At 71.6% G+C, this 21,562-nt stretch carries 20 protein-coding genes; 13 read left to right on the top strand and 7 right to left on the bottom strand.

Going from position 1 to position 21,562, the window contains the following annotated elements:
• Complete coding sequence (locus tag JWQ05_RS11840; protein ID WP_299658644.1) at window positions 1-456, bottom strand: hypothetical protein; 456 nt, start codon at window positions 454-456, stop codon at window positions 1-3.
• 198 nt (window positions 457-654) lie between these two features.
• Between JWQ05_RS11840 and cobF the strand changes: the two genes are divergently transcribed.
• Complete coding sequence (gene cobF / locus JWQ05_RS11845) at window positions 655-1,416, top strand: precorrin-6A synthase (deacetylating) (protein WP_299658645.1); 762 nt, start codon at window positions 655-657, stop codon at window positions 1,414-1,416.
• Window positions 1,417-1,660: 244 nt separating this feature from the next.
• The gene (locus JWQ05_RS11850) at window positions 1,661-2,908 is read left to right on the top strand and encodes a hypothetical protein (RefSeq protein WP_299658646.1); all 1,248 of its coding nucleotides are present in this window, start codon (window positions 1,661-1,663) and stop codon (window positions 2,906-2,908) included.
• Between the two features lie 7 nt (window positions 2,909-2,915).
• Here the strand turns inward: JWQ05_RS11850 and JWQ05_RS11855 are convergent, their stop codons facing one another.
• Window positions 2,916-3,530, bottom strand: coding sequence for a PAS domain-containing protein (locus JWQ05_RS11855; protein WP_299658647.1), 615 nt, complete (start codon window positions 3,528-3,530; stop codon window positions 2,916-2,918).
• 333 nt (window positions 3,531-3,863) lie between these two features.
• Here JWQ05_RS11855 and JWQ05_RS11860 point away from each other — a divergent pair, with 333 nt between their 5' ends.
• The 9 genes from JWQ05_RS11860 to JWQ05_RS11900 all read left to right on the top strand — a co-directional run bounded on the left by JWQ05_RS11860 (window position 3,864) and on the right by JWQ05_RS11900 (window position 13,267).
• Complete coding sequence (locus tag JWQ05_RS11860) at window positions 3,864-4,502, top strand: ParA family protein (protein WP_299658648.1); 639 nt, start codon at window positions 3,864-3,866, stop codon at window positions 4,500-4,502.
• Entirely contained in the window at window positions 4,486-4,836 is a 351-nt protein-coding gene (locus JWQ05_RS11865; protein WP_299658649.1) for a ribbon-helix-helix domain-containing protein, read from the top strand. Before JWQ05_RS11860 ends, JWQ05_RS11865 begins: the two co-directional genes overlap by 17 nt.
• Before the next feature lie 398 nt (window positions 4,837-5,234).
• A complete protein-coding gene (locus tag JWQ05_RS11870; protein ID WP_299658650.1) occupies window positions 5,235-6,707 on the top strand; it encodes a septal ring lytic transglycosylase RlpA family protein in 1,473 nt (490 codons plus the stop codon).
• A 262-nt stretch (window positions 6,708-6,969) separates the two neighbouring features.
• Window positions 6,970-8,127, top strand: coding sequence for a D-alanyl-D-alanine carboxypeptidase family protein (locus JWQ05_RS11875; protein WP_299658682.1), 1,158 nt, complete (start codon window positions 6,970-6,972; stop codon window positions 8,125-8,127).
• Window positions 8,124-8,828, top strand: coding sequence for a dTMP kinase (gene tmk, locus JWQ05_RS11880; protein ID WP_299658651.1), 705 nt, complete (start codon window positions 8,124-8,126; stop codon window positions 8,826-8,828). Before JWQ05_RS11875 ends, tmk begins: the two co-directional genes overlap by 4 nt.
• Window positions 8,818-9,882, top strand: a complete 1,065-nt coding sequence (locus JWQ05_RS11885) for a DNA polymerase III subunit delta' (protein WP_299658683.1) — start codon at window positions 8,818-8,820, stop codon at window positions 9,880-9,882. Before tmk ends, JWQ05_RS11885 begins: the two co-directional genes overlap by 11 nt.
• Before the next feature lie 80 nt (window positions 9,883-9,962).
• A complete protein-coding gene (gene metG, locus JWQ05_RS11890) occupies window positions 9,963-11,537 on the top strand; it encodes a methionine--tRNA ligase (protein ID WP_299658652.1) in 1,575 nt (524 codons plus the stop codon).
• A 41-nt stretch (window positions 11,538-11,578) separates the two neighbouring features.
• Window positions 11,579-12,358: a TatD family hydrolase gene (locus tag JWQ05_RS11895; protein WP_299658653.1), complete on the top strand. Its 780-nt coding sequence runs from the start codon at window positions 11,579-11,581 to the stop codon at window positions 12,356-12,358.
• A 99-nt stretch (window positions 12,359-12,457) separates the two neighbouring features.
• Entirely contained in the window at window positions 12,458-13,267 is an 810-nt protein-coding gene (locus JWQ05_RS11900) for an MBL fold metallo-hydrolase (protein ID WP_299658654.1), read from the top strand.
• A 50-nt stretch (window positions 13,268-13,317) separates the two neighbouring features.
• Here the strand turns inward: JWQ05_RS11900 and JWQ05_RS11905 are convergent, their stop codons facing one another.
• Window positions 13,318-14,178: an SGNH/GDSL hydrolase family protein gene (locus tag JWQ05_RS11905; RefSeq protein WP_299658655.1), complete on the bottom strand. Its 861-nt coding sequence runs from the start codon at window positions 14,176-14,178 to the stop codon at window positions 13,318-13,320.
• A gap of 497 nt (window positions 14,179-14,675) precedes the next feature.
• Here JWQ05_RS11905 and JWQ05_RS11910 point away from each other — a divergent pair, with 497 nt between their 5' ends.
• Complete coding sequence (locus tag JWQ05_RS11910) at window positions 14,676-14,906, top strand: hypothetical protein (protein WP_299658656.1); 231 nt, start codon at window positions 14,676-14,678, stop codon at window positions 14,904-14,906.
• 23 nt (window positions 14,907-14,929) lie between these two features.
• Here the strand turns inward: JWQ05_RS11910 and JWQ05_RS11915 are convergent, their stop codons facing one another.
• The 3 genes from JWQ05_RS11915 to JWQ05_RS11925 form a co-directional block, all read right to left on the bottom strand.
• Window positions 14,930-15,391 carry a hypothetical protein gene (locus JWQ05_RS11915; RefSeq protein WP_299658657.1) on the bottom strand — a complete coding sequence of 154 codons (462 nt, stop codon included), beginning with the start codon at window positions 15,389-15,391 and terminating at the stop codon, window positions 14,930-14,932.
• A gap of 115 nt (window positions 15,392-15,506) precedes the next feature.
• Window positions 15,507-18,668 carry an efflux RND transporter permease subunit gene (locus JWQ05_RS11920; protein WP_299658684.1) on the bottom strand — a complete coding sequence of 1,054 codons (3,162 nt, stop codon included), beginning with the start codon at window positions 18,666-18,668 and terminating at the stop codon, window positions 15,507-15,509.
• Window positions 18,658-19,734: an efflux RND transporter periplasmic adaptor subunit gene (locus JWQ05_RS11925; protein ID WP_299658658.1), complete on the bottom strand. Its 1,077-nt coding sequence runs from the start codon at window positions 19,732-19,734 to the stop codon at window positions 18,658-18,660. The genes JWQ05_RS11920 and JWQ05_RS11925 overlap by 11 nt, the downstream gene beginning before the upstream one ends.
• 285 nt (window positions 19,735-20,019) lie before the next feature.
• Between JWQ05_RS11925 and JWQ05_RS11930 the strand changes: the two genes are divergently transcribed.
• A complete protein-coding gene (locus JWQ05_RS11930) occupies window positions 20,020-20,949 on the top strand; it encodes a DMT family transporter (RefSeq protein WP_299658659.1) in 930 nt (309 codons plus the stop codon).
• Here JWQ05_RS11930 and JWQ05_RS11935 read toward each other — a convergent pair.
• Window positions 20,946-21,557: a flavin reductase family protein gene (locus JWQ05_RS11935; RefSeq protein ID WP_299658660.1), complete on the bottom strand. Its 612-nt coding sequence runs from the start codon at window positions 21,555-21,557 to the stop codon at window positions 20,946-20,948. The two genes, JWQ05_RS11930 and JWQ05_RS11935, sit on opposite strands and share 4 nt — an antisense overlap.
• Window positions 21,558-21,562: the final 5 nt, after the last annotated feature.

The raw sequence follows: 21,562 nt of genomic DNA on the forward strand, positions 1-21,562 counted from the left end.
TCAGGCGTGGAATCGTGGGGGTTCGGGCAGGGCTTCCGGAACGACGTCGGTCCGGGCGGGGAGGGCGCGCGCCAGGGCCCGCTCGCTGGCACCGCGCGGTCCGGCCGCGTCGGCACTGTCCGGAGCGAGGCCGGCGCCGGTGCAGCACGAGCCGGGGCTGCGGCACCCGGCATTGCAGCAGGTGCCGTCGCACGGGCCGGCGCTCAGCGCCCGGATGGGGGCGGCCGCCAGCACGACGATCGTCCGAACCGCGATGGCGGGGACGACGATCCGCGTCTCGAAAGCGGCCGAGGCGAGAACGGCGGAGGAGAGACTTGCGACGGGGAGGGCGGTCGGCCCGGGCTCCGCCGTGGCGACACCCGCCGGGGTATGCGGATGGCCGGCATGCGCCCGCGCATCGGACGGCATGACGCCGACGGCGATCAGAACGATCACCGCCACGAGCCAGAGTGCCATGTGCCGGACGCAAGTCATGTCGGGTGCAATCCTAGCACGAGGCCGGCGGGCGCGACAGATCCGTTTTTCTTGGGTCAGCGGGTTTCCTTGGGTCAGCGGGCTTTCTTGGGTCAGCGGGCTTTCTTGGCTTGGCGGGTTTCCTTGGTTAAGCGGGCGGCGCGGGATTTTCCCTCGGGGGAGCGTTGAGGACGGCGCGCGATGAGAACACTCCTGGTGATCGGGATCGGCACCGGCAACCCCGAGCACGTGACGATTCAGGCCGTCCGCGCCCTCAACACCGTCGACGTGGTCTTCGCCCTCGACAAGGGCCGGGAGAAGGCCGACCTCGTGGAACTGCGCCGTGAGATCTGCGCCCGCTACCTCACCGAGCGCCCCTATCGCTTCGTGGAGGCGCAGGACCCCGAGCGGGACCGGAACCCGGCCGATTACGGGGCCACCGTGGAAGCCTGGCACGCGGCGCGCGCCGCCCTCTACGAGACGATGATCGAAGGCGAACTCGGGGAGGCTGGAACCGGCGCCATCCTGGTCTGGGGCGACCCCTCCCTCTACGACAGCACGCTGCGGATCCTCGAGCGCATCCTGGCGCGCGGGCGCCTGGCCCTGGCGGTCCGCGTCATCCCGGGCATCACCAGCGTCCAGGCGCTCGCGGCGGGCCACCGCATCCCCCTCAACCGCATCGGCGGGCCGATTCACATCACCACGGGGCGGCAGGTCGCCGAGGGTCTGCCGGCCGGCACCGACACCACCGTGGTGATGCTCGACGGCCATCCGCGCTTCGACCACCTCGACCCCGACCTGACGATCTACTGGGGCGCCTATCTCGGCACCGCCGACGAGATCCTGGTCGCGGGCCGCCTCGGCACCGTCGCGGCCGAGATCCTCGACGTCCGCGCCGCCGCCCGGGCCCGCCACGGCTGGATCATGGACACCTACCTCCTGCGGGCGCCGGACCCGGCTTGAGGTTGCCTGCGGCATAGTCGACAGGCTGCGGGAAGAAACGACCGCTGCCAGGCCCCCTCGACAGGCCATTGTCCCCCGGGGCGACGGCATCGCGCCGATAAAGGTCTCTTTCCTCAAATCCCGAGGCCCACCTCGACTGTGCGGTGACTGACGGGGTGTTTGCGCGGGACTTCGCCACGCCAATACTCGGCCGCTCTTGGCGCCGCGACACTTGTCGGGGGCGCCGGACCGGGAGGGCTGGTGCATGGCGGCGGATGGGGTTCGGGCGCGCGGGTTCGGTGGCGGGCTTCGGGCGTGGGGGCTCTGCATGGGCCTCCTGGCGGGGGCGGCCTGCGCCGCCCTGACGGCCTCCGGCACCAGCCCCGGCGCCCTCTCCCGGACCCTGTCGCTGCGCCTGGAGGATCGGTTCCGGACCCGCCCGCCCGCGCCCGAGGCCCGCATCACGCTGGGACCGCACGGGCGCGACGTCCGGCTCGCGGGCGAGATCGGGGAGGGGACGGCCGCGCGCCTGGCCGTGCTGCTCGCCGCCCATCCGGAGGTGGCGCGCATCCACCTCACCAGCGAGGGCGGCCTCGTGGAGGAGGCGACGGCGATCGGCGACCTCGTCGCCGCCCGGGGGCTTGCCACCTACGTCCCCGATTACTGCGTCTCGGCCTGCACCCTCGCCTTCGTGCGGGGCTCCGCCCGCTACCTCGTGACGAACGGGCGCCTCGGCTTCCACGCGCCCTACGATCCGGGCCTGTTCGGGCAGGTGGTGCAGGCGGACGCCGCGCCCGAGCGGGCCGCCTACGTGGCGGCGGGCGTCGACCCGGCCTTCGCCGACGAGGCCCTCGGCGTCGCCTCCGACGACCTCTGGATTCCGGACGCCGCCCGGCTGATCGAGGCCCGCGTCGTCACCGAGGGCGTCGAGACCGACCGCTTCCCCGATTCCACCCTCGACGACGACCCGAGCCCGGCCGGCGCCCGGGCGGCGATCCTGCGCGCGCTGCCGCTTCTGGAGGCGCTCTCCGGGCGCGACGACATCCTGACCGCGATGGCCGCCCGCTACCTCGACGATTACCGGGCCGGGCTCACCGAGTTCGAGGCCCTCGACCGCCTGCGCGCCCGCGCCCAGGCGGACATCGCCCGGGTCCTGCGCGGCGCCGACGACGCGACCTGGGTGGAGATCGGCCGCCTGCTCCTGCGGGCCATGCGCCAGGCGGAGCCCGAGACCTGCCTCGCCATCGGCGGGGAGGGCGATCTGCTGCTGGCGCATGACATGTTGCAGCCGCCCGCGCAGGATGATGCAGCCCGGGTGCTGCTCGCCCGGGCAGCCGGGCAGGGCTCCGACGCCGACCCGCCCGCGCGCTCGGGTCAGGCCCCGCGCGACTGCGCCGGGCTGATCGCCGCCTACGTTCGGGCCCTGGCCCGGCCCGGCTCGGGGGCGTCCCTGCGGGCTCTCGCCCGGACGCGGATCCGCCCCGCCCAGGAGGCCAGCGCCCTGCCCCGCTGAGGGCGGATCAATGCCGCTGCCCCTCCGGCCCGGCCCGGAGGTGGCGCGCCAGTTCGAGCCCGATCTCCAGCATGAGACGGTCGAGGATCCGGGTCAGCCCGGGGCGTTCGAGGTCGTCGGCGAGGCCCCGCAGGGCGATGGCGTGCTCGGCCATCCGGTTCACGATGTCCTGGTCCCGGGGCGCGTGCCCCCGGTCCTCTGTGAGATCGAGGACGATGCCCCGCGCCCGCGACGGCCGGCCTGCGGCGTCGCGCTCGACGCGCCCGCGCAGGTCCATCCAGCGCAGGTCCCGCCAGCGCGGGGAGGGGGCGGTGCGGAAGGCCACGGCGAAGGCCCCACCCCGCGCGAGGGCCGCATGCAGCGCGTTCTCGACGCGGGCCCGGTCCTCCCCGTGAATGGCGGCGAGGAGGGCGGCCAGGGGCACGCCGCGCGCGCCCTCCTCCGGCTGGAGCCCCAGCGCCAGGGCCAGGGGCACCGAGACGGCCAGGCAATCCGCCCCGATGTCGTGCAGCCAGGCCCCGACGACGCCCGAGGCGGCCAGGGCCGCATGCAGGCCGCCCGGGCCCTCGCCGTCATCCGGATCGAGGGACGCGGGGTGCGTCAGGGACGTCCGCGATGGCATCCTGAACATACCTGACTATGACCTGAGGTTGGGTGGTCGTGCAGACGAGATCGGCTTCGCACCAGCAGTACCGTAGGCAGAGTCGTGGGATTCGGAAAGAGACCCCGACCCGTCAGCCACTAGAAAATCAACCTGAGATTGATTGAGAGGGACCGCGCGCTGCGGACAGGCTTAACCGTTGGTTAACCATGATCGGCGACATCCGGGATCGCAGCATCCTTGGGTCACAGGACGGGGGCCATCGACCGTCCCCGCCTCCGATCCGGGCCTGCCGGACCTGTCCGCCGCACAGCCACCACCCGGATTCGTCGACGTTCGCGAAGGGATGCCAAGATGAAAGCCATCACGTTCGTCACCCAGAAGGGGGGCAGCGGCAAGAGCACGCTCTGCATCTCGCTGGCGGTCGCCGCCCAGGAGCGCGGGCTCTCGGTCTGCATCCTCGAGATGGACCGTCAGGCCACCATCAGCGACTGGCTCGACCACCGCAGCGCCGAGGGCCCGGAGGTCGCGCAGATCGACGCGACGCAGATCGAGGGCGTCATGGCCCAGTTGCGCGAGTCGGCCTACGACTACGTCTTCATCGATACGCCCGGGGTCGATTCCGCCGGCACCCTCTCGGCGATCCGCGCCGCCGATCTCTGCATCATCCCGTGCCGCCCGACGCCCGCGGATCTGCGCGCCTTCAAGCCGACGCTGGCGGCGATCTACCGGCTGGAGAAGAAGTTCGCCTTCGTGCTGAACCAGACGCCGCCGCGCTCCTACCGCATCCGCGACGCCGCCGACGGTCTGGCCGTGCTCGGCATCCTGCCCGACGTCAACATCGTCGCCCGCACCGACCACCAGGACGCCATCGGTGTCGGCCAGGGGGTCACCGAGTTCAACCCAAAGGGCCAAGCCGCCCAGGAGGTGCGCAAGCTCTGGGGCTGGATCGAGAAGCGCATGCAGGTGAGCAAGCATGCCAAAGCCGCCTAAGCTCAGTCTCGCCTCCATCGTGGCCGCGTCGGCACCGCCGGCCAAGTCTTTGCAGAACGCCAAGTCTCAGCCGACCGCCAAGCCTCAGCAAACAGCAGAGATCGTCCAGCTGGATACCGGTGCCGCCCCGCCCCGGCGCACCAATGCCACCCTCAAGGAACGCGCCCGGCAGATGTCGGTCTACCTCGAGCCGCCGGTCTACGATCAGCTGCGCGACATCGCCCATGCCGAGCGCGCCAAGATGCACGGCCTGATGCTGGAGGCCCTCGACCTGCTGTTCAAGCAGCGCGGGGCCCAGTCGATCGACCAGCTCAACGAGCCGGGCGGGCGCTGACACTCGGACGCAGGATCGGGTTACGAAAGAAGAACCCCGGCAACGTGTTGCCAGGGTTCCTGGATGTTTCCTGTGAGGCGGAGTCGGACGTTTTTCATACGATCCGGGATGGGCGGAGCGGCCGAGGCCCGATCGAAGTTTATCCTGTGCCTTGAGGTGTTTGCCCGCATAGCCTGACACGCGACATTCGCCCCGGGCCGCCCCTTCCTCCGATACGAACGTCGAGCCCGCTATCGGCGTTGTTCAGCCTTCCTTTACGCCGTTGGGACAATCTTCGCGTCTCGGATGGGGCGCACGGCGCGTCCGCCGAGGGTCCGGCCGGTCCTGCTCTTGCCCGCCGGCGGGCCGATCCAGCGTGTTGTGCGTATCGGGGCGAGGGCTTGGGGCGGATCATCGCGATGGCGCGTACGACGAAGGCCGGACATCCGGGCCCGGCCCCGCTTCCGCTCTGGCGGCTGCTGGCCGTCTCGGCCGTGGCGCTCACCACCGCCAACTGCGCGCAGAACACCCAGAAATTCGCCGCCGGTTCCCCGAGTGGTTCGAGCCGCGACTCGAAATACGGCGTCAAGGCGAGCCCGCGCCTCTACGAGGAGGGGGATGTCATCCCGAAGGGCGGCGGACGCCGCTTCTCCGGCAAGCCCTACGTGGTGGCCGGGCGCACCTACGTGCCGCGCGAGGACGCCAAGGGCTATGTCCGCGAGGGCCTGGCCTCCTGGTACGGCTCCGCCTTCCACGGTCGCATGACCGCCAATGGCGAGGTCTTCGACCGCCACTCGATCGCCGCCGCGCACCCGACCCTGCCGCTGCCGAGCTATGCCCGCGTCACCAACCTCGCCAACGGGCACTCGATGATCGTGCGGGTGAACGATCGCGGCCCCTATCACGCCAACCGCGTGATGGACGTCTCCGAGGAGGTGGCCGAGGCCCTGGAATTCCGCCGCAGCGGCACCGCGCGGGTCCGCGTCGAGTATGCCGGCAAGGCCTCCACCGCCGGCAGCGACGACCGCAAGCTGCTCGCCACCCTGCGGACCGACGGCCAGCCCGCGGCCATCCGTGGCCAGGCGCCGGTGATGCTGGCCGATCTCGGCCCCGACGCGCCGCAGGTGTCCTCCGAGCGCCTCGCTCGCGCCAGCCGCCCGGCCCTCGCCTTCAGGCAAGCCGGTGAGAGCGAGGTCGGCGAGGAGACCGTGGCGGCCATCGGCGAGGCGCCCGAGGCCACCCCGCGCCCCGTCCGGCCCGCCCCGGTTCTGGTGGCGAGCGCCGCCACCCTCGCCGTTCCGGCCGCCCTGCAGCCGACGGCCGTGCGCGCGGAGGCGTTCCGGCCCGTGCGGCACAGCCCGTCCGAGAACCCGCCGGCCATGGCGCAGGCCGCACCCCGCGCGACCCCCCTCAGTCTCACGCCACCGCCCCTGCGGCTCGCCGGCGCCCGGCCGGACCCGGCCCGTTCGGAGGCCGGCGCGGGCCGGTTCGCCGCCGCACCCGCATCGCTCAAGGCGATGCAGCCGGTGAGGGCCGTGGCCGGGACGGAAATCCGGCCCCCGGCAGGCGTCCGGCTTGCAGCCGCGAGCCCGATGGTTCCGGCCCGCGCGGCCGCGCCGTCGCATGCCGCCGCCACCCCTCCCGCGCCTCGGCTCCCCGGCAAGGCCACGGCCGGGCCCGCGCCGAAGGCGATGCTGGCCCGTCTGGCTTCGGATGCCGCCGCGCCAAGCGTCAGTGGTGCCAAGGGCATGGCGACGCGGGTCGCCGTCGCCGCCAAGGCACCTGTCAACGTCAAGCCATCCGTCACCGCCAAGGCCGCCATCACCACCACGCCGACCCAGGTCGCGAAGGCCGGCGCGCGGTCGCGCGCCCAGTTCGCCGAGGTGCGCTGAGGCTCGCAGCGTCGTCCCGTCGAATCCGGACACGCGTCGTCGCGGGACGGGGATCGCACACGACTTTGCGTTCGATCTCGGCGGCAAATGCCTGTAACGTCACGCTTGATCGTGGGGGCGATGACGGGACCGCGTGAGGCAGGGAATGAGTCTGAGATGGGTCCCCACGGGGCATAGGGGACTGGGCCTCGCGGGGCGTGTGGACGCGAGGCGCGTGACGGTGCGGCGAAGCGTGATGTCGGGTGTCGTCCTCGCCTCCGCGATGCTGGCGATGAGCCTCGCGGGCGGGCGGGACGTTCGGGCCCAGACCTTCCAGACGGCGGCTCCCCACGCGATCCTGATCGATGCCGATTCCGGCTCGGTGCTGTTCGAGAAGGGCGCCGACGAACTCTTCTCCCCGGCCAGCATGGCCAAGCTGATGACCACCGAGATCGTGTTCAACGAGATCCGGCAGGGCCGGCTCAGCATGGACTCGGAGTTCCAGATCACCGAGGACGCCTGGCGCCGGGGCGGGGCGGGGGGCGGCGGCTCCTCGATGTTCGCCCAGCTCAACAGCCGCATCAAGCTGTCCGATCTCCTGCGCGGCCTCATCGTGCAATCGGGCAACGATGCCGCCATCGCCATCGGCGAGGGCATCGCCGGCTCGGAGGAGAATTTCGGGCGGATGATGACGGAGCGGGCGAAGGTGATCGGCCTGACGCGCTCGACTTTCCGCAACGCCACCGGCTACGCGGCCCCCGACCAGAAGGTGACCGCGCGCGACCTCGCCAAGCTCGCCCTGCACCTGATCGAGACCTATCCGGATCTCTACAAGATCTTCGCCGAGCGCGAATTCACCTGGAACAAGATCAAGCAGCAGAACCGCAATCCGCTGCTCACCCTCGACATCGGCGCCGACGGGCTCAAGACCGGCTTTCTCGAGGAATCCGGCTACGGCCTGACGGGCTCGGCGGTGCAGAGCGGCCAGCGCCTGATCATGGTCGTGAGCGGGTTGAAGACCGCCCGCGACCGAGCCGCGGAATCGCGCAAGCTGATGGAATGGGGCTTTCGCGCCTTCGAGCCGCGCCAGATCTTCGCCGCCGGCGAGACCGTGGCGGAGGCCTCCGTCTACGGTGGCGCCAAGGGCGGCGTGCCATTGGTGGCCAAGAAGCCCGTGCGGGTGCTGCTGCCGCGCGGCTCCGGCGACAAGATCACGGCGCGCGCGGTCTACCAGGGGCCCCTCGTCGCCCCCGTGGAGCAGGGCCGCGAGATCGGCCGCCTGCGCATCACGCGCGGCGACACCCAGGCCCTCGACCAGCCGCTCTACGCCGGGGAGACCGTCGAGGCGGGCACCATCCCGCAGCGGGCGCTCGACGCGACCTGGGAGGTCGGCACGGGCCTGTTCCGCCGGGCCTTCGAGAAGGCCGGCGCGAAATCGTGACGGCGGGCGACACGGGCGGGGGAAGCTTCATCACCTTCGAGGGCGGGGAGGGGGCCGGCAAGTCGACGCAGATCCGGCGCCTGGCCGCGCACCTGCGCGCGCAGTCCGGCCGGCCCGTTCTGACGACCCGCGAGCCCGGCGGTTCGGCCAAGGCCGAGGCTATCCGCGAGGCGCTGCTCTCGGGTACCGCCAAGCGCTACGGCCCCTTCGCCGAGGCGTTGCTGTTCTCCGCCGCCCGGATCGACCATCTCGATACCCTGATCCGCCCGGCGCTGGCGCGGGGCGAGATCGTGCTCTGCGACCGCTTCACCGACTCGACGCGGGCCTATCAGGGGGCGGCCGGCGGCCTCGATCCCGCCGTGCTCGCGAGCCTGGAGCAGGTGGTGGTCGGGCAGACCCGGCCGGACCTGACCCTGATCCTCGATTGCGACCCGGAACTCGGGCTCGCCCGCGCCCGTGCCCGCCAGGCTGCGGGGGCGGACGAGGGGCCCGACCGCTTCGAGGCGGAGGCCCTGGCCTTCCACGCGCGCCTGCGCGCGGCCTTCCTCGCCATCGCGGCCGACGAGCCCGCGCGCTGCGCGGTCGTCAACGCGGCCCTGCCCGCCGATGCCGTCGAGGCTGCGATCCGCGCCGTGGTGGCCGACCGCCTGCCGCGCCTTTTCCCCAACGCCTCCGAGACGGTCGGTGGCCATGCGGCCTGAGCGTGCGCCCGAGGATGTCGAGCCCGGCGACCTCCCCGAGGTCCCGCGCCCGCGCGAGCAGGACGCGCTCTTCGGGCACGCGGAGGCGCAGGCCGCCTTCGCCGAATCCATCGCCTCGGGGCGCCTGCACCATGCCTGGCTGATCGGCGGGCCGCGCGGCATCGGCAAGGCGACGCTGGCCTACCGGGTCGCCCGCTGGCTCATCGCCAACCCCGCCGCGCGTGACGTGCCTAGGGATTTCGCGGTCGATCCCGCTCATCCGGCGGCGCGCCAGGTCGCGGCCCTGTCGCACCCCAATCTCGTGGCCCTGCGCCGGACCCGCGCCCCGAACGCCAAGACGCTCGCCACCAAGATCTCGGTGGATGCCGCCCGCAACGCCCTCGACCTGTTCGGCTCCACCGCCGGCAATGCGGGCTACCGCATCTGCATCGTCGACAGCGCGGAGGACCTCAACGCCAACAGCGCCAACGCGCTGCTCAAGATGGTGGAGGAGCCCCCGCCGCGCTGCCTGTTCCTGATCGTCAGCCACGCGCCGGGGCGGCTCCTGCCGACCATCCGCTCGCGCTGCCGGGCCCTGACCCTGCGGCCTTTGAGCGACGACGACGTCGCCCGCGCGATCGCGCGCTTCGCCCCGCCCTTCGTGCAGCCCGACCCACAGGCGCTCGCCCGCGCGGCGCGGCTCTCTGAGGGCTCGGTGGCGGGTGCCGTGGCGATGCTCGATCCCGCCACGGCCAACCTCGTCGCGGAGGTCGAGACCCTGCTGGCCCGCCTCGACCACCCGGACTGGCGCCGCATTCTGGCGCTGGCGGACAAGCTCTCGGCCCGCGAATCCGACGAGCTCTTCGCCGCCAGCCTCGACACGGTGTTCCGCTTCGTCTCGGCCGAACTCGACCGGCGCCGCCACGAGCCACCGGCCCGCCTTGCGGCCCTGGTCGAGGTATGTGACAAGATCGCCCGCGCCGCGCGGGAGGCCGCGATCTACAATCTCGACCGCCGGCCGCTGGTCCTGTCCCTGTTCGGCGACCTGGCCGGTGCGCTCCGCGCCGCCGCCTGACGCGGCATGGTATCCTGCGCCATCCTGTGATCCCATGAACCGCTGATCCCACCAACCCTGTATCCGGGGAACCTTTCGACGTGACCGCGACCGACCCGGCAGCCGCCAAGACCTTCAGCCTCTCCACCGCGATCTCGTATCCCAACGGCGCGCCGCATATCGGCCATGCCTACGAGGTGATCGCCACGGATGCGATCGCGCGCTTCAAGCGCCTCGACGGCTACGCGGTGCTGTTCTCCACCGGCACCGACGAGCACGGCGTCAAGATCCAGCAGACCGCCGCCCGAGCCGGCGTCACGCCCCGCGCGCTCGTGGACGACATGTCCGCGCGCTTCCGTGCCATGGCCGAGGCCCTGGATTGCAGCCACGACCACTTCATCCGCACTACCGAGGCCGAGCATTACGCCGCCGCCCAGGATCTCTGGCGCCGGATGGAGGCCAACGGCGACCTCTACCTGTCGAAATATTCCGGCTGGTACTCGGTGCGTGACGAGGCCTACTACGCCGAGGACGAGCTCGAGACCGGCCCCGACGGGACGCCCGTGGCCAAGGCCACCGGCACGCCGGTCACCTGGATGGAGGAGGAGAATTTTCTCTTTCGCCTCTCGGCCTACCAGGACCGGCTGCTCGCTCTCTACGAAGCCCAGCCGGACTTCATCGGGCCGGAGACCCGCCGCAACGAGGTGGCGAGCTTCGTGCGCTCCGGCCTCAAGGACTTCTCGGTGAGCCGCACCAATTTCGATTGGGGCGTGCCGGTGCCGGGTCACCCCGACCACGTCATGTACGTCTGGGTCGATGCCTTGACGAACTACCTGACGGTCACCGGATTTCCGGACGAGTCGGACGCGCGAAAAAAGTTCTGGCCGATGGACCTGCACGTCATCGGCAAGGACATCGTGCGTTTCCATGCGGTCTACTGGCCGGCCTTCCTGATGTCGGCGGGGCTGCCGCTCCCGAAGCGCGTCTTCGGCCACGGCTTCCTGCTCTCCAAGGGCGAGAAGATGTCGAAATCGCTCGGCAACGTCGTCGACCCGATGGACCTGATCGCGACCTATGGCGTCGACGCGGTACGCCACTTCGTGCTGCGCGAGGTGCCCTTCGGCGGCGACGGCAATTACAGCCACGAGGCGATCATCACCCGCTACACGGCGGACCTCTCGAATGGCCTCGGCAACCTCGCTCAGCGCTCGCTCTCGATGATCGCCAAGAACTGTTCCGGCCTTGTCCCCGAGCACGGCGAACTCACCGAAGACGACCGGGCGTTGCTTGCCCTCGCCGACGCCCTGCCTGGGGTCGTGCGCACCGCCATGGACAAGCTCGCGCTGCACACCGCGCTCGCCGAGATCTGGTCCGTGGTGACGGCCTCCGACCGCTACTTCGACGCGCAGAAGCCCTGGGTCCTGCGCAAATCCGATCCGGCACGGATGGCGGCCTCGCTCTACGTGGTGGCCGAGACCCTGCGGGCCATCGGCATCCTGGTGCAGCCCTTCATGCCGGGCTCGGGCGCCCGGCTCCTCGACCTCCTGGCCGTTCCGGCGGACCGGCGCCGATTGGCCGATGTGGGGGAGGGCGGTCGGCTGGTGCCCGGCACGCCGCTCCCCGCCCCCGTGGGCCTGTTCCCGCGCTTCGTCGAGCCGGAGGCGTCCGCGTCCTGAGGACGAGGCCGCCCCTCACCGAAAAAGAGCCGAGCCCATCCATGCTGGTCGACAGCCACTGCCACCTCGATTTCCCGAACTTTTCGGAGGACCTGCCCAACGTCATCGCCCGCGCCCGCGCCGCCGGCGTGACCCGGATGCTGACGATCTCCACGCGGGTGGCGAAAGCCAAAACCTACGAGGCCCTGTCCGAGGCGAACCCCGAGATCTGGCACACCATCGGCACGCATCCGGATGGCGCGGGCGACGAGCCCGACGTGCCGACCGAGACGATCGTGGCGCACACCCATCACCCGCGCTGCATCGGCATCGGCGAGGCGGGCCTCGATTTCCACTACGACAACGCCGCGCCGGAAGCGGTGCAGGAGCGCGTCTTCCGGCGGCACATCGCGGCCGCTCGCGAGACCGGCCTGCCCCTGGTCATCCACTCGCGCGATGCCGACGCGGCGATGGAGGCGATCCTCGTCGACGAGATGGGGCGCGGCGCGTTCACGGCGGTCCTGCACTGCTTCTCGTCGGGCGCCCGGCTGGCGCGGGCGGGCGTCGAACTCGGCCTCTACGTCTCCTTCTCCGGCATCGTCACCTTCCGGCGCTCGCACGACCTGCGGGCGATCGCCGGGGAGGTGCCGCGCGATCGCATCCTGGTGGAGACCGATGCCCCCTTCCTGGCGCCCGAACCCCATCGCGGCCGCACCAACGAGCCGGCCTATACGGCCGATACCGCCCGCGCCCTGGCCCAGACCCTCGACATGGATTTCGGCGACTTCGCCGCCCTGACCACGGCCAATTTCCGGCGCCTGTTCCCGAAGGCTGTCGGATGAACGGCTTTCGGGTGAGCGGGGCAGGGGGCCGGCAGACGGCCGGGATCGGGGCGTGACAGGCCCCGCCCCCCTCCGATACCAACGGGCGCGGAGGTGCCGATGGGCGCATTGACAGTGACGATCCTCGGCTGCGGCTCCTCGGGCGGCGTGCCCCGCGTCGGCTACGGCTGGGGCGCCTGCGATCCGGGCGAGCCGCGAAACCGGCGCCGGCGCTGCTCGCTGCTGGTGGAGCGGCACGACGGCCGGGACGGGCCCGCCACCACCCTCCTCGTCGACACCGCGCCGGACCTGCGCGAGCAGCTTCTCGCGGCGCAGGTGGCGCGCCTCGACGCGATCCTGTTCACCCATGCCCATGCCGACCACACCCACGGCATCGATGACGTGCGGGCGCTCGTCATCCACATGCGCCGGCGCATCCCGGTCTTCGCCGACGCGCGGACCCGAAGCCTCTTGGAGACGCGCTTCGGCTACTGCTTCGAGACGCCGCCCGGCAGCGAGTACCCGCCCATCCTCGACATGAACGATCTAGCGGACGGGGAGATGATGAATGTGGAGGGCCCCGGCGGCGCCGTGGCGGCCCTGCCCTTCGGCATGGAGCACGGCAACGAGGCGGCCCTCGGTTTCCGCTTCGGGCCGGTGGCCTATGCGCCCGATGTCAGCCTGATGCCGGAGGCGTCGCGGGCGCGTCTGCACGGCCTCGACCTGCTGATCATCGACGCCCTGCGGGAAACCCCCCACCCGACCCATTATTCGGTCTCGGACGCTCTGGCGCTGATCGAGACGGTCCGCCCGCGCCGGGCGATCCTGACGAACCTGCACACCGATCTCGACTACGCGACGCTCAGCGCCAAGCTGCCGCCGCACGTCGTGCCGGCCCATGACGGCCTGCGCGTCTCGCTGGACGTATAGCCTTCTGGACGTCTGGCCCTGGGAGGAGGGCGGCTTCCCCCGCCCCGGTCTCAGTTCTGGCTGGAGGCGTCCGGCGGCAGTCCGGCATTGGCGAGGAGCTGCGCGGTGGCGGCCCGGGCCAGGCGGTCGTAGCCCGCATCGGTCATGTGAAGGCCATCGGGACCGATCATCTGGCTGGCCGACAGCACCCCTTGCGCGGCCCAGGCCCGCATCAGCGCGTTGCGGCGGATCACCGGCACGTTGAGCTCGCTGGCGATGGCGTGCAGGGCCGTGCCGTAGCGCTCGGCCCCGTCGGTGGCCTGGAGCTTCCGGCACCATTGCTGGTCCATCAGCACCACGTCGGCCCCCGTGGCGCGCATGGCCAGGATGCCGGCGCGGGTCAGTTCCGAGAAGCGCTCGACGCTGACGCCGCTCATCGGGTCGTTGCTGCCGGTCTGCCAGATCACGAGGTCCGGCTTGTCGGCGAGCACGTCCCGCTCCAGCCGCCGGGCCATGGCCTCGGAATCGTCCCCGCCCTTGCCGCGGTTCAGCACCGTGACGGCGGAATGCTCGGCGCCCGTCAGGCTCAGCCGGGCCTCGAGGTCGCGCTGGAGCTGGGCGGGGTAGGTCGTGGCCGGCGAGGAGGCGCCGGAGCCTTCGGTCGAGGAGGAGCCGAACGCCACGATCCGGATGGCGTTGCCCTTGGCGATGAGGGAGGCGAGGCGGGGCAGGCGGGCCAGGGCCCGGCGCGGGATCGCCGCCCGGATCACCGGCCCGGACCGGTTGGCATCGGTCGCGAGGTCCGAATGCGCCAGGGCCACGCGCTCGTGGCCGGGCTCGGCCCGTGCCGGGAGCCCGGGGGCGAACGCAATGGACCCGAACGCCATCGCGGCAAGGATCGAGGCTGCGGTGGGGCGCGCAAAAATCGGCATCGCGTTCGCTTCGGGAGGAGACTGATTCGGGCGGGCGACCGCTCGGGTGCCGCGCGGTATCATGTATTATGGGGAGGAATTGTGACAAACGCGAGGGGCTTGCACGGATGACGGTACGACGGTGACTGTCATCAGGCCTTGACTGCGGGTCTCACCCACAGGCGACGGCGGATTGCGTGAATGCCGGGTGTCGGGAGAGGGTAAATGCCCCGTCTTCGAGCCCCCTTCCCCCCGTTTGGACCGAGGCAGGTTCCATAATATATCTTATGCGAACGGCGTTCCTGGCTTCAGGGACGGCTCTGTCCGTCTTTCCCGGGCTGCACCTGGGCCGTGGCGCCTGCCTCGAACGGTACGGGGACGGTCCCTCCCCTGCATGCGACGCCGACCGTGCAGAGCTTGGCCCCCAGAATTTGGCCAGCGGAACTCGGCCGGGGCAGTCCTGTTCTCGTGAGGTGGCGTCTTGCCTCGAAGGATCTGCCCTCAAAGGATCTGCGGACATGAACAAGCTTCTGCTCGGCACGACGCTGACGCTGGGTCTCCTCCTCGGCGTGAGCACGATCACGATGGCGTCTCCCGGTGACGGATTGAATCGGGATGCCGCCGCCACCGGCAACAGCAACATGGGCGAGATGCATCGGAATGCGGCCGGCGGCAGCATGATGGGCCGTCGGATGCGGAGCGCGCCGCCGATGCACCGCCGTCATCACCACCGCCGGTCCCGCTACTGATCCCGCACGGTTCGGTCGAAGGCTCAGCGCACCCAGACCTTGACCTCGTATTCGGCCGCCGTTCCATCCGGGTTGATGGTGAGGATGCGGAGGGTGTCGAAGCCCTCGAAACCGTCCTCCGCCTCGTAGGTCATCCGGAGTCCGGTGACCTTCTTGGCGTTGCAGGACGCGAGCGGTGCCCCGGCGCCGTAGCGGGGAAACGAATCGATCGTGGCGAAGCTCACGGTGCCGTGGCGCGGCGGTTCCAGGATGCGGGCCACCACCGGGCCCTGCGACGTGCAGTCGGGATAGAGGTAGGCGAAGAAGGCGATGCCGCGCGCCTCGCCCTTGGGCACCACCCGGGTCAGGGGAAAGACCTGGATGGGGACGGGAGGGGCGGGTGCGGCGCCCACCGGCGGCGGCACCGGCATCTCGACGGCCCGCGCGCCAGGCGACCCGGGCAGGAGCGGTGCGAGGAGGAGGGTAATCAGCAGCGTCCGGCGCATGGCGTGGTCCCGCGAGAGGTGGCCTCGGCCTCAGTGTAGGTTCGGGCGCGCATCCCGCATAATCACGTGGGCACACTCGCGTGTGACGGCGGTCCCCCGCCGTGAGGCGGGCGCCTCAAACGACCGGTTCGAGCGCCCTGCCCTGCGGGGCGACGAAACGCCCGTAGCGTAAGGCCAGGGTCGGCAGGATCAGGAGGTTCAGCACCGTCGAGGTGACGAGGCCGCCGAGGATGACGATGGCCATCGGACCCTCGATCTCGCGGCCGGGCTCGCCGGACCCCAGCGCCAGCGGCAGCAGGCCCAGGCCCGTGACGAGGGAGGTCATCAGGATCGGCACCATCCGGTCGGCGGCGCCCGCGACCGCCGTGTCGCGGTCCCAGGGCAGGCCTTCCGCCCCGACGAGGTGCTCGTAATGCGCGATCATCATGATGGTGTTGCGCAAGCTGATGCCGAACAGGGTCACGAAGCCCACGATCGAGCCCAGCGACAGCACGGCCCCGGTTGCGAAGACCGCCAGCACGCCGCCCACGAAGGCGAAGGGCAGGTTGACCAGGACCAGCATCAGGTTGCGGGCGCTGCCCGTGACGATGGCGAGCAGCAGCACGATGCCGAGGCCGGCGAGCCCCGAATAGACCAGGAGATCGCGCCGTGCGCGGGCCTGGGCCTCGGCGGAGCCCGCGAAGCTCACATAGGTGCCGGGCGGCAGCGCGACCTCGCGGGCGATCTTGCGCTTGGCGTCCGCCACGAAGCCGGCGACATCGCGCCCCGTCACGTTGGCGGTCACCGCCTGGACCCGCTGCGCGCCGTCGTGCTGGACCTGGTAGCGCCCGGAGGTCTCGTAGATGTCCGCGACTTGCGCGAGGCGCACCACCCGGCCGCCGGAGCCGCGCAAGGGGAGGTCGCTCAAGGCGGCGAGCCGCCCGCGGGTCGCCGAATCGAGGATGACGAGGACGTTGAACACCGCGTTGCCCGAATAGGTCTGGCCGACGATGTCGCCCTGGTAGGCGGTGCGGACCACCTCCATCACCTCGATGGCCGAGAGCCCCCAATGGCGCAGATCGTTCGGGCGCAGGCCCACATTGACCTGGGGCAGCCCCGCCGGCGAACTCTGCTGGATGTCGACGGCACCTCGCACCTCGGCGAGTTCGCCGGCGATGTCGCGGGCGGCCGCCTCGATGGCGGCCAGATCGTTGCCGAAGACGTTGATCACCACCGGCGCCGTGAAGCCCGACACGGTCTCCTCGATGCGCTCGGTCAGGAAGGTCTTCAGCGAGAAGGCCGCGCCGGGGAAGCTCGCCATCAGGCCACGGATGCGGGCTTCGGCCGCCCCCTGCCCCGCCCCGTCGAGGCCGGGCTCGAGGTCGATGTGGACCTCGCTGTAATGGGTGCCGGCGGTGTCCTGGCCGGCCTCGGCCCGGCCGATCTGCGAGGCGACCGCCCGGATGCCGGGAATCGCCTTGAGCGCCACGGTGAGGCGGGTGCCGAGCCGCATCGATTCCTGGAGCGACGTGCCCGGCGCCGCCGCCATGTGCAGGATGAGGTGGCCCTCCTTCAGGTCGGGCAGGAAGGTGGAGCCGAAGAACGGCACCAGGGCCGCGCCGAGGAGGGTGACCAGCAGGCCGACGGACATGATCCAGCGCGGGCGCCGGTCGATCCGCGTGAGGAGGCGGGCGTAGAACCGCCGCGCGGCCCGCATCACCGGCGGGTCGCGGGTGTCGGCCTCGCGCCGGCCCGTCAGCAGCAGCATCGCGAGCGCCGGAGTTACCGTGAGGGCCACGGCGAGCGAGGCCACCACGGCCAGGATGTAGGCGAGGCTCAAGGGGCCGAACAGCCGCCCGGCGATACCCGACAGCGCCAGCACCGGCAGGAACACCAGCAGGACCGCGATGGTGGCGTAGGCCACCGCCGTGCGCACCTCCAGGATGGCGTCGAGCACCACGCGTGCCTCGGGGCGCGGGCCGCCGAGTCGGCGGTTCTCGCGCAGGCGCCGGACCACGTTCTCGACGCCGATCACCGCGTCGTCCACCACCTCGCCGATGGCGATGGCGAGGCCCCCCAGCGTCATGGTGTTGAGGCTCTCGCCCAGCGCCTGGAGCGCCACCACGGCGGCGATCAGCGAGAGCGGGATGGCGAGCGCCGAGATCACGGCCGTGCGCCAGTCGAACAGGAAGACGAACAGCACCACGACCACCAGGATGCCGCCGAGCCCGAGGGCCTGGAGCACGTTGCCGTTGGCGATGGCGATGAAGTTGGCCGGGCGGAACAGGTCGGCGTGGAGGATCACGCCCTCGCGCTCCAGGGCCGGGCGCAGGTCCTCCAGCGCCGCCTCGACCCGGGCGGTGACCGCGCGGGTGTTGGCGCCGTACTGCGCGCCGACCATGAGGAGCACGCCGGGGCGGCCATCGACCAGGGCGGCGCCGATGGCGGGCTCGCCGGTGGCCACGACGTTGGCCACATCCGCCAGCGTGACGCTGGCCCCGCCCTCGTTGAGGAGTACCGTGCGGGAGACCGCCTCGGGGCTCAGCGACTGTCCGTCGGTCTGGAGGGCGATGCGCTGGTTCGGCGTGTCGACGAAGCCGGCTCCCCGCACGCCCGTGGCCTTGCGCGCCGCCGCGAGGACGTCGTTGACGCCGACGTTGAAGCGCACGAGGTCGTTCGGGCGGATCTGCACCTGGAGCGAGCGCACCGCGCCGCCATAGACCGAGACCTGGGCGATGCCCGGCACCGCGAGCAGCCGCAGGCGGACCGTCCAGTCGGCCAGCGTGCGCAGGTCCATGTCGGAGCGGGTGGACGTCGTCAGGCCGACGAGCAGCACCGTGCTGGTGGCGGAGGTCAGCGCCGTCATGGCGGGCGGCAGCACCCCCTGCGGCAGGCGGCCGGCCAGGGCCGTCAGCCGCTCGGTGACGAGCTGGCGCACCCGGTAGATGTCGCTGCCCGCCCCGAAGGTGACGGTGATCACCGACAGGCCCTGGATCGAGCTCGACCGGAGCGAGACCACCCCCGGCAGGCCGTTGACCGCGACCTCGACGGGTTGCGTCACCAGCACCTCGACCTGCTCCGGGTTGAGGCCCGGCGCCTCGGTCTGGATCACCACCGCGGGCGGCGCGAATTCCGGGAAGACGTCGTACTGGGCATCGCCCAGGACCACGATGCCGTATCCGGCCAACGCCAGGCTGAGGGCCAGGACGATGCCGCGAAAGCGCACCGCGAAGGCGACGAGCGCCGCCTGCGGCCCGCGCGGGCCCGGCACCTGGCGATCCGGCCCGTCAGTCGTCATCGACACCGCCCGAAACCTGGAGCTGGCTCTTCATTTCCTCGGAGAGCAGCGCCTGCGCGCCGACCAGCACGATCTCGGTGCCCCCGGGCAGGTCCTCGACCACGTAGGAATCCGCCGACATCGGCGGATCGGCTTTCAGCCGGTGGCGCGCGAAGGCGTCGGGCCCGACGCCGCGATAGACCCAGGCCCCCCCCTGCCAGTGCACCACCGCGTCCTCGGGCACGCTCAGGCCGGTGACGCTGCGATCGGCGGCGAGGAAGGCCAGCATGCTCATGCCGGGCAGGAAGCCGCTGTCGCCCGAGACCGTGTAGAAGAAGCTCAGGCCCTGGATGCGCGGGTCGGTGCGGGTGGCGGGCGAGACGTAAGCCAGGGCGACCCGCGCGCTCTGGGGCGGCACCTCGGCGAAGGCCGCCGCTGGCGGGCCCTTCAGGCTTTCGCCCGGAGGCAGGGTGACTTGCACGAGGAAATCCGTGCGCTCGATCAGCCGGGTGATGACGGGCGAGCGCTCGACGATGGCCCGGCCGATCACCGGCCCCCATTCCTGCTGGGCGGTGGCCGAGAGGGTGCGGACCTGCGATTCCGCCGCCGCGAGCGCCGCCTGGTCGGTCTGGAACGTGCCCTCGGCGGCTTCGACCTGCACGGTGGTGGCGTATTGGCCGAGCGTCCTGGCCCGGAGGAGGGCGCTGCGCGAGACCTCGGCCCGCGCCTGCGCGGTCTGGAGCGCCGCGCGGGCGCCCGCATGGGCGTTCGTCAGGTCGGTGACCCGGGCGAGATCGAGGACGCTGCCATAGGCCTGCAGTTCCTCCCTGTGCGCGGCGGAGGGCCGGGCCTCGGTACGGATGCCGATGCGGGCGCGCTCCTGCGCGGAGAGGCGCACCACGGTGCGGCCCTCCTCGATCGCCGTACGCTGGGCCGGCAGATGTGCGGGTTTGGTCTGCGCAGGCTTTGGTTTCGCGGCCTCGAGGTGCTCGCGCAGCTCGTCGAGGAGGGCGGCGCCCTGCGGGGACACGGCGAGGACGCCGAGGCCGGCCGCGACGACGCCGACGAGAGGAAAGCGCCACGTCACCGGATGTCTCGCCCCCCCCCGTCCGCGCGGCCGTGCAGCGGAATTTCGATGTCGCGGATCTTGGTGCCGCCGATCGACCTGCCCCGGCATAAGACCTCGCCGCGAGATCCGATACCGGGCGGGCGGCCTGTCCCTGGCTTTTGCCGCCCGCGGAACGAGCGGTGCGGCCGACCGGACGCCTTTCGATGGCCGCCTTGCGCCGGACGGACTGTCCCGGCGAAGCGCCACGGGATATCCCGCTGACGCTTCCGGCGCACGCCGTCCACCTTGAGGGAGATCCGCCCCATGCGCGTCCCGCAGACGCCGACCGGACGCGCGCCCGAGCCGGCGGCGGCGGCCTATCCGCTCCTCGTGTTCACGATGCTGCTCTGGGGCGGCAACGTGGTGGCGAGCAAGTGGGCGGCCGGCGAGGTCTCGCCCCAGGTGCTCACCTGCCTGCGCTGGGCCTTCGCCTGCCTTGCGCTCGCCCTGCCGGCGCGGGCCGGCCTCGTCGCGGAATGGGACCGGCTGCGGCGCCACTGGCGCTACGTCCTGCTGATGGGGGCTTGCGGCTACACCCTCTATGCCAGCCTGTTCTACGCCGCCGGCCTGTTCACCAGCGGCATCAACATCGCCCTGTTCCAGGGGGCGATCCCCGTCCTCGTCATCCTCATCAACTACGTCGTCCACCGGGTCGCGGTGACGGGCGCCCAGATCCTCGGTGTCGCCGTGACCCTGGCGGGCGCCGTGGTGGCGGCCAGCCACGGGGATTGGCGGGTGCTGGCCCACTTCGCCTTCAACCGGGGCGACGTGCTGATGCTCGCCGCCTGCGCGCTCTATGCCGGCTACACCGTGGCGCTCTCCGCCCGGCCCAAGGTCTCGGGCCTGAGCTTCTTCACCGCCGTGGCGGTCTCGGCGCTCCTCACCTCGCTGCCGCCGCTCGCCGCGGAATGGACCCTCGGCCACACGATCTGGCCGACCCCGAAGGGCTGGGCCATCGTGCTCTTCGTGGCCCTCGGGCCCTCGCTCGTTGCGCAACTCGCCTTCATGCGCGGCGTCGAACTGATCGGCCCGAACCGGGCGGGCCTCTTCGTCAACCTCGTGCCGATCTTCGGGGCCGGGCTCGCTATCCTGCTCGTCGGCGAGCCGTTCCGCTGGCACGACGCCCTGGCCCTGGCGCTGGTCGTCGGCGGCATCGCCATCGCGGAGCGGTTGGGGCGTCGGGCGGTTCCCTAACCGCCCGCACCCGGCGGGCGGCGCAGCTCGAACCGGGTCTCGGGCTCGGCGGTGAAGTAATCGAAATATCCGCCGCGCAGGATCGGCCGCATGGCGCCGGTGTCGACGAGGCCGTCCCGGATGAAGCGGTCGTCGATGTAGATCGAGACCACCTGCCCGATCACCAGGAAGTGCGAGGCGTCGCTGCCGTCCAGCGGGGTCAGCGGCACCGTCTGGAGCCACTTGCATTCGAGGGCGGCGGGGGATTCGGCCACGCGCGGCGGGCGCACCTTGCGTGAGGGCGCCGGGGTCAGGCCCGCATGGGCGAACTCGCTCGTTCCCCGCGGCAGCGGCGCCGAGGTGGCGTTCATGGCCTCCCGCAAGTCGAAGGTCGCGAGATTGCAGACGAACTCGCCGCCCTCCTCCGCGAAGGTCATCGCGTCCTTGCGCCCGGCCGAGGAGAACATGACCATGTCGGGGCCGGACGCCACCGCGTTGAAGTAGGAATAGGGGGCGAGGTTGACCGCGCCCGCCCGGTCCATGGCGCTGATCCAGCCGATCGGGCGGGGCGCGACCAGGGCCTTGAGGGGGTTGTGGGGCAGCCCCTTGGTCTCGGAATCGTAATGCATGGGAG

The organism is Methylobacterium sp., from assembly GCF_028290105.1.
Lineage (GTDB): Bacteria > Pseudomonadota > Alphaproteobacteria > Rhizobiales > Beijerinckiaceae > Methylobacterium.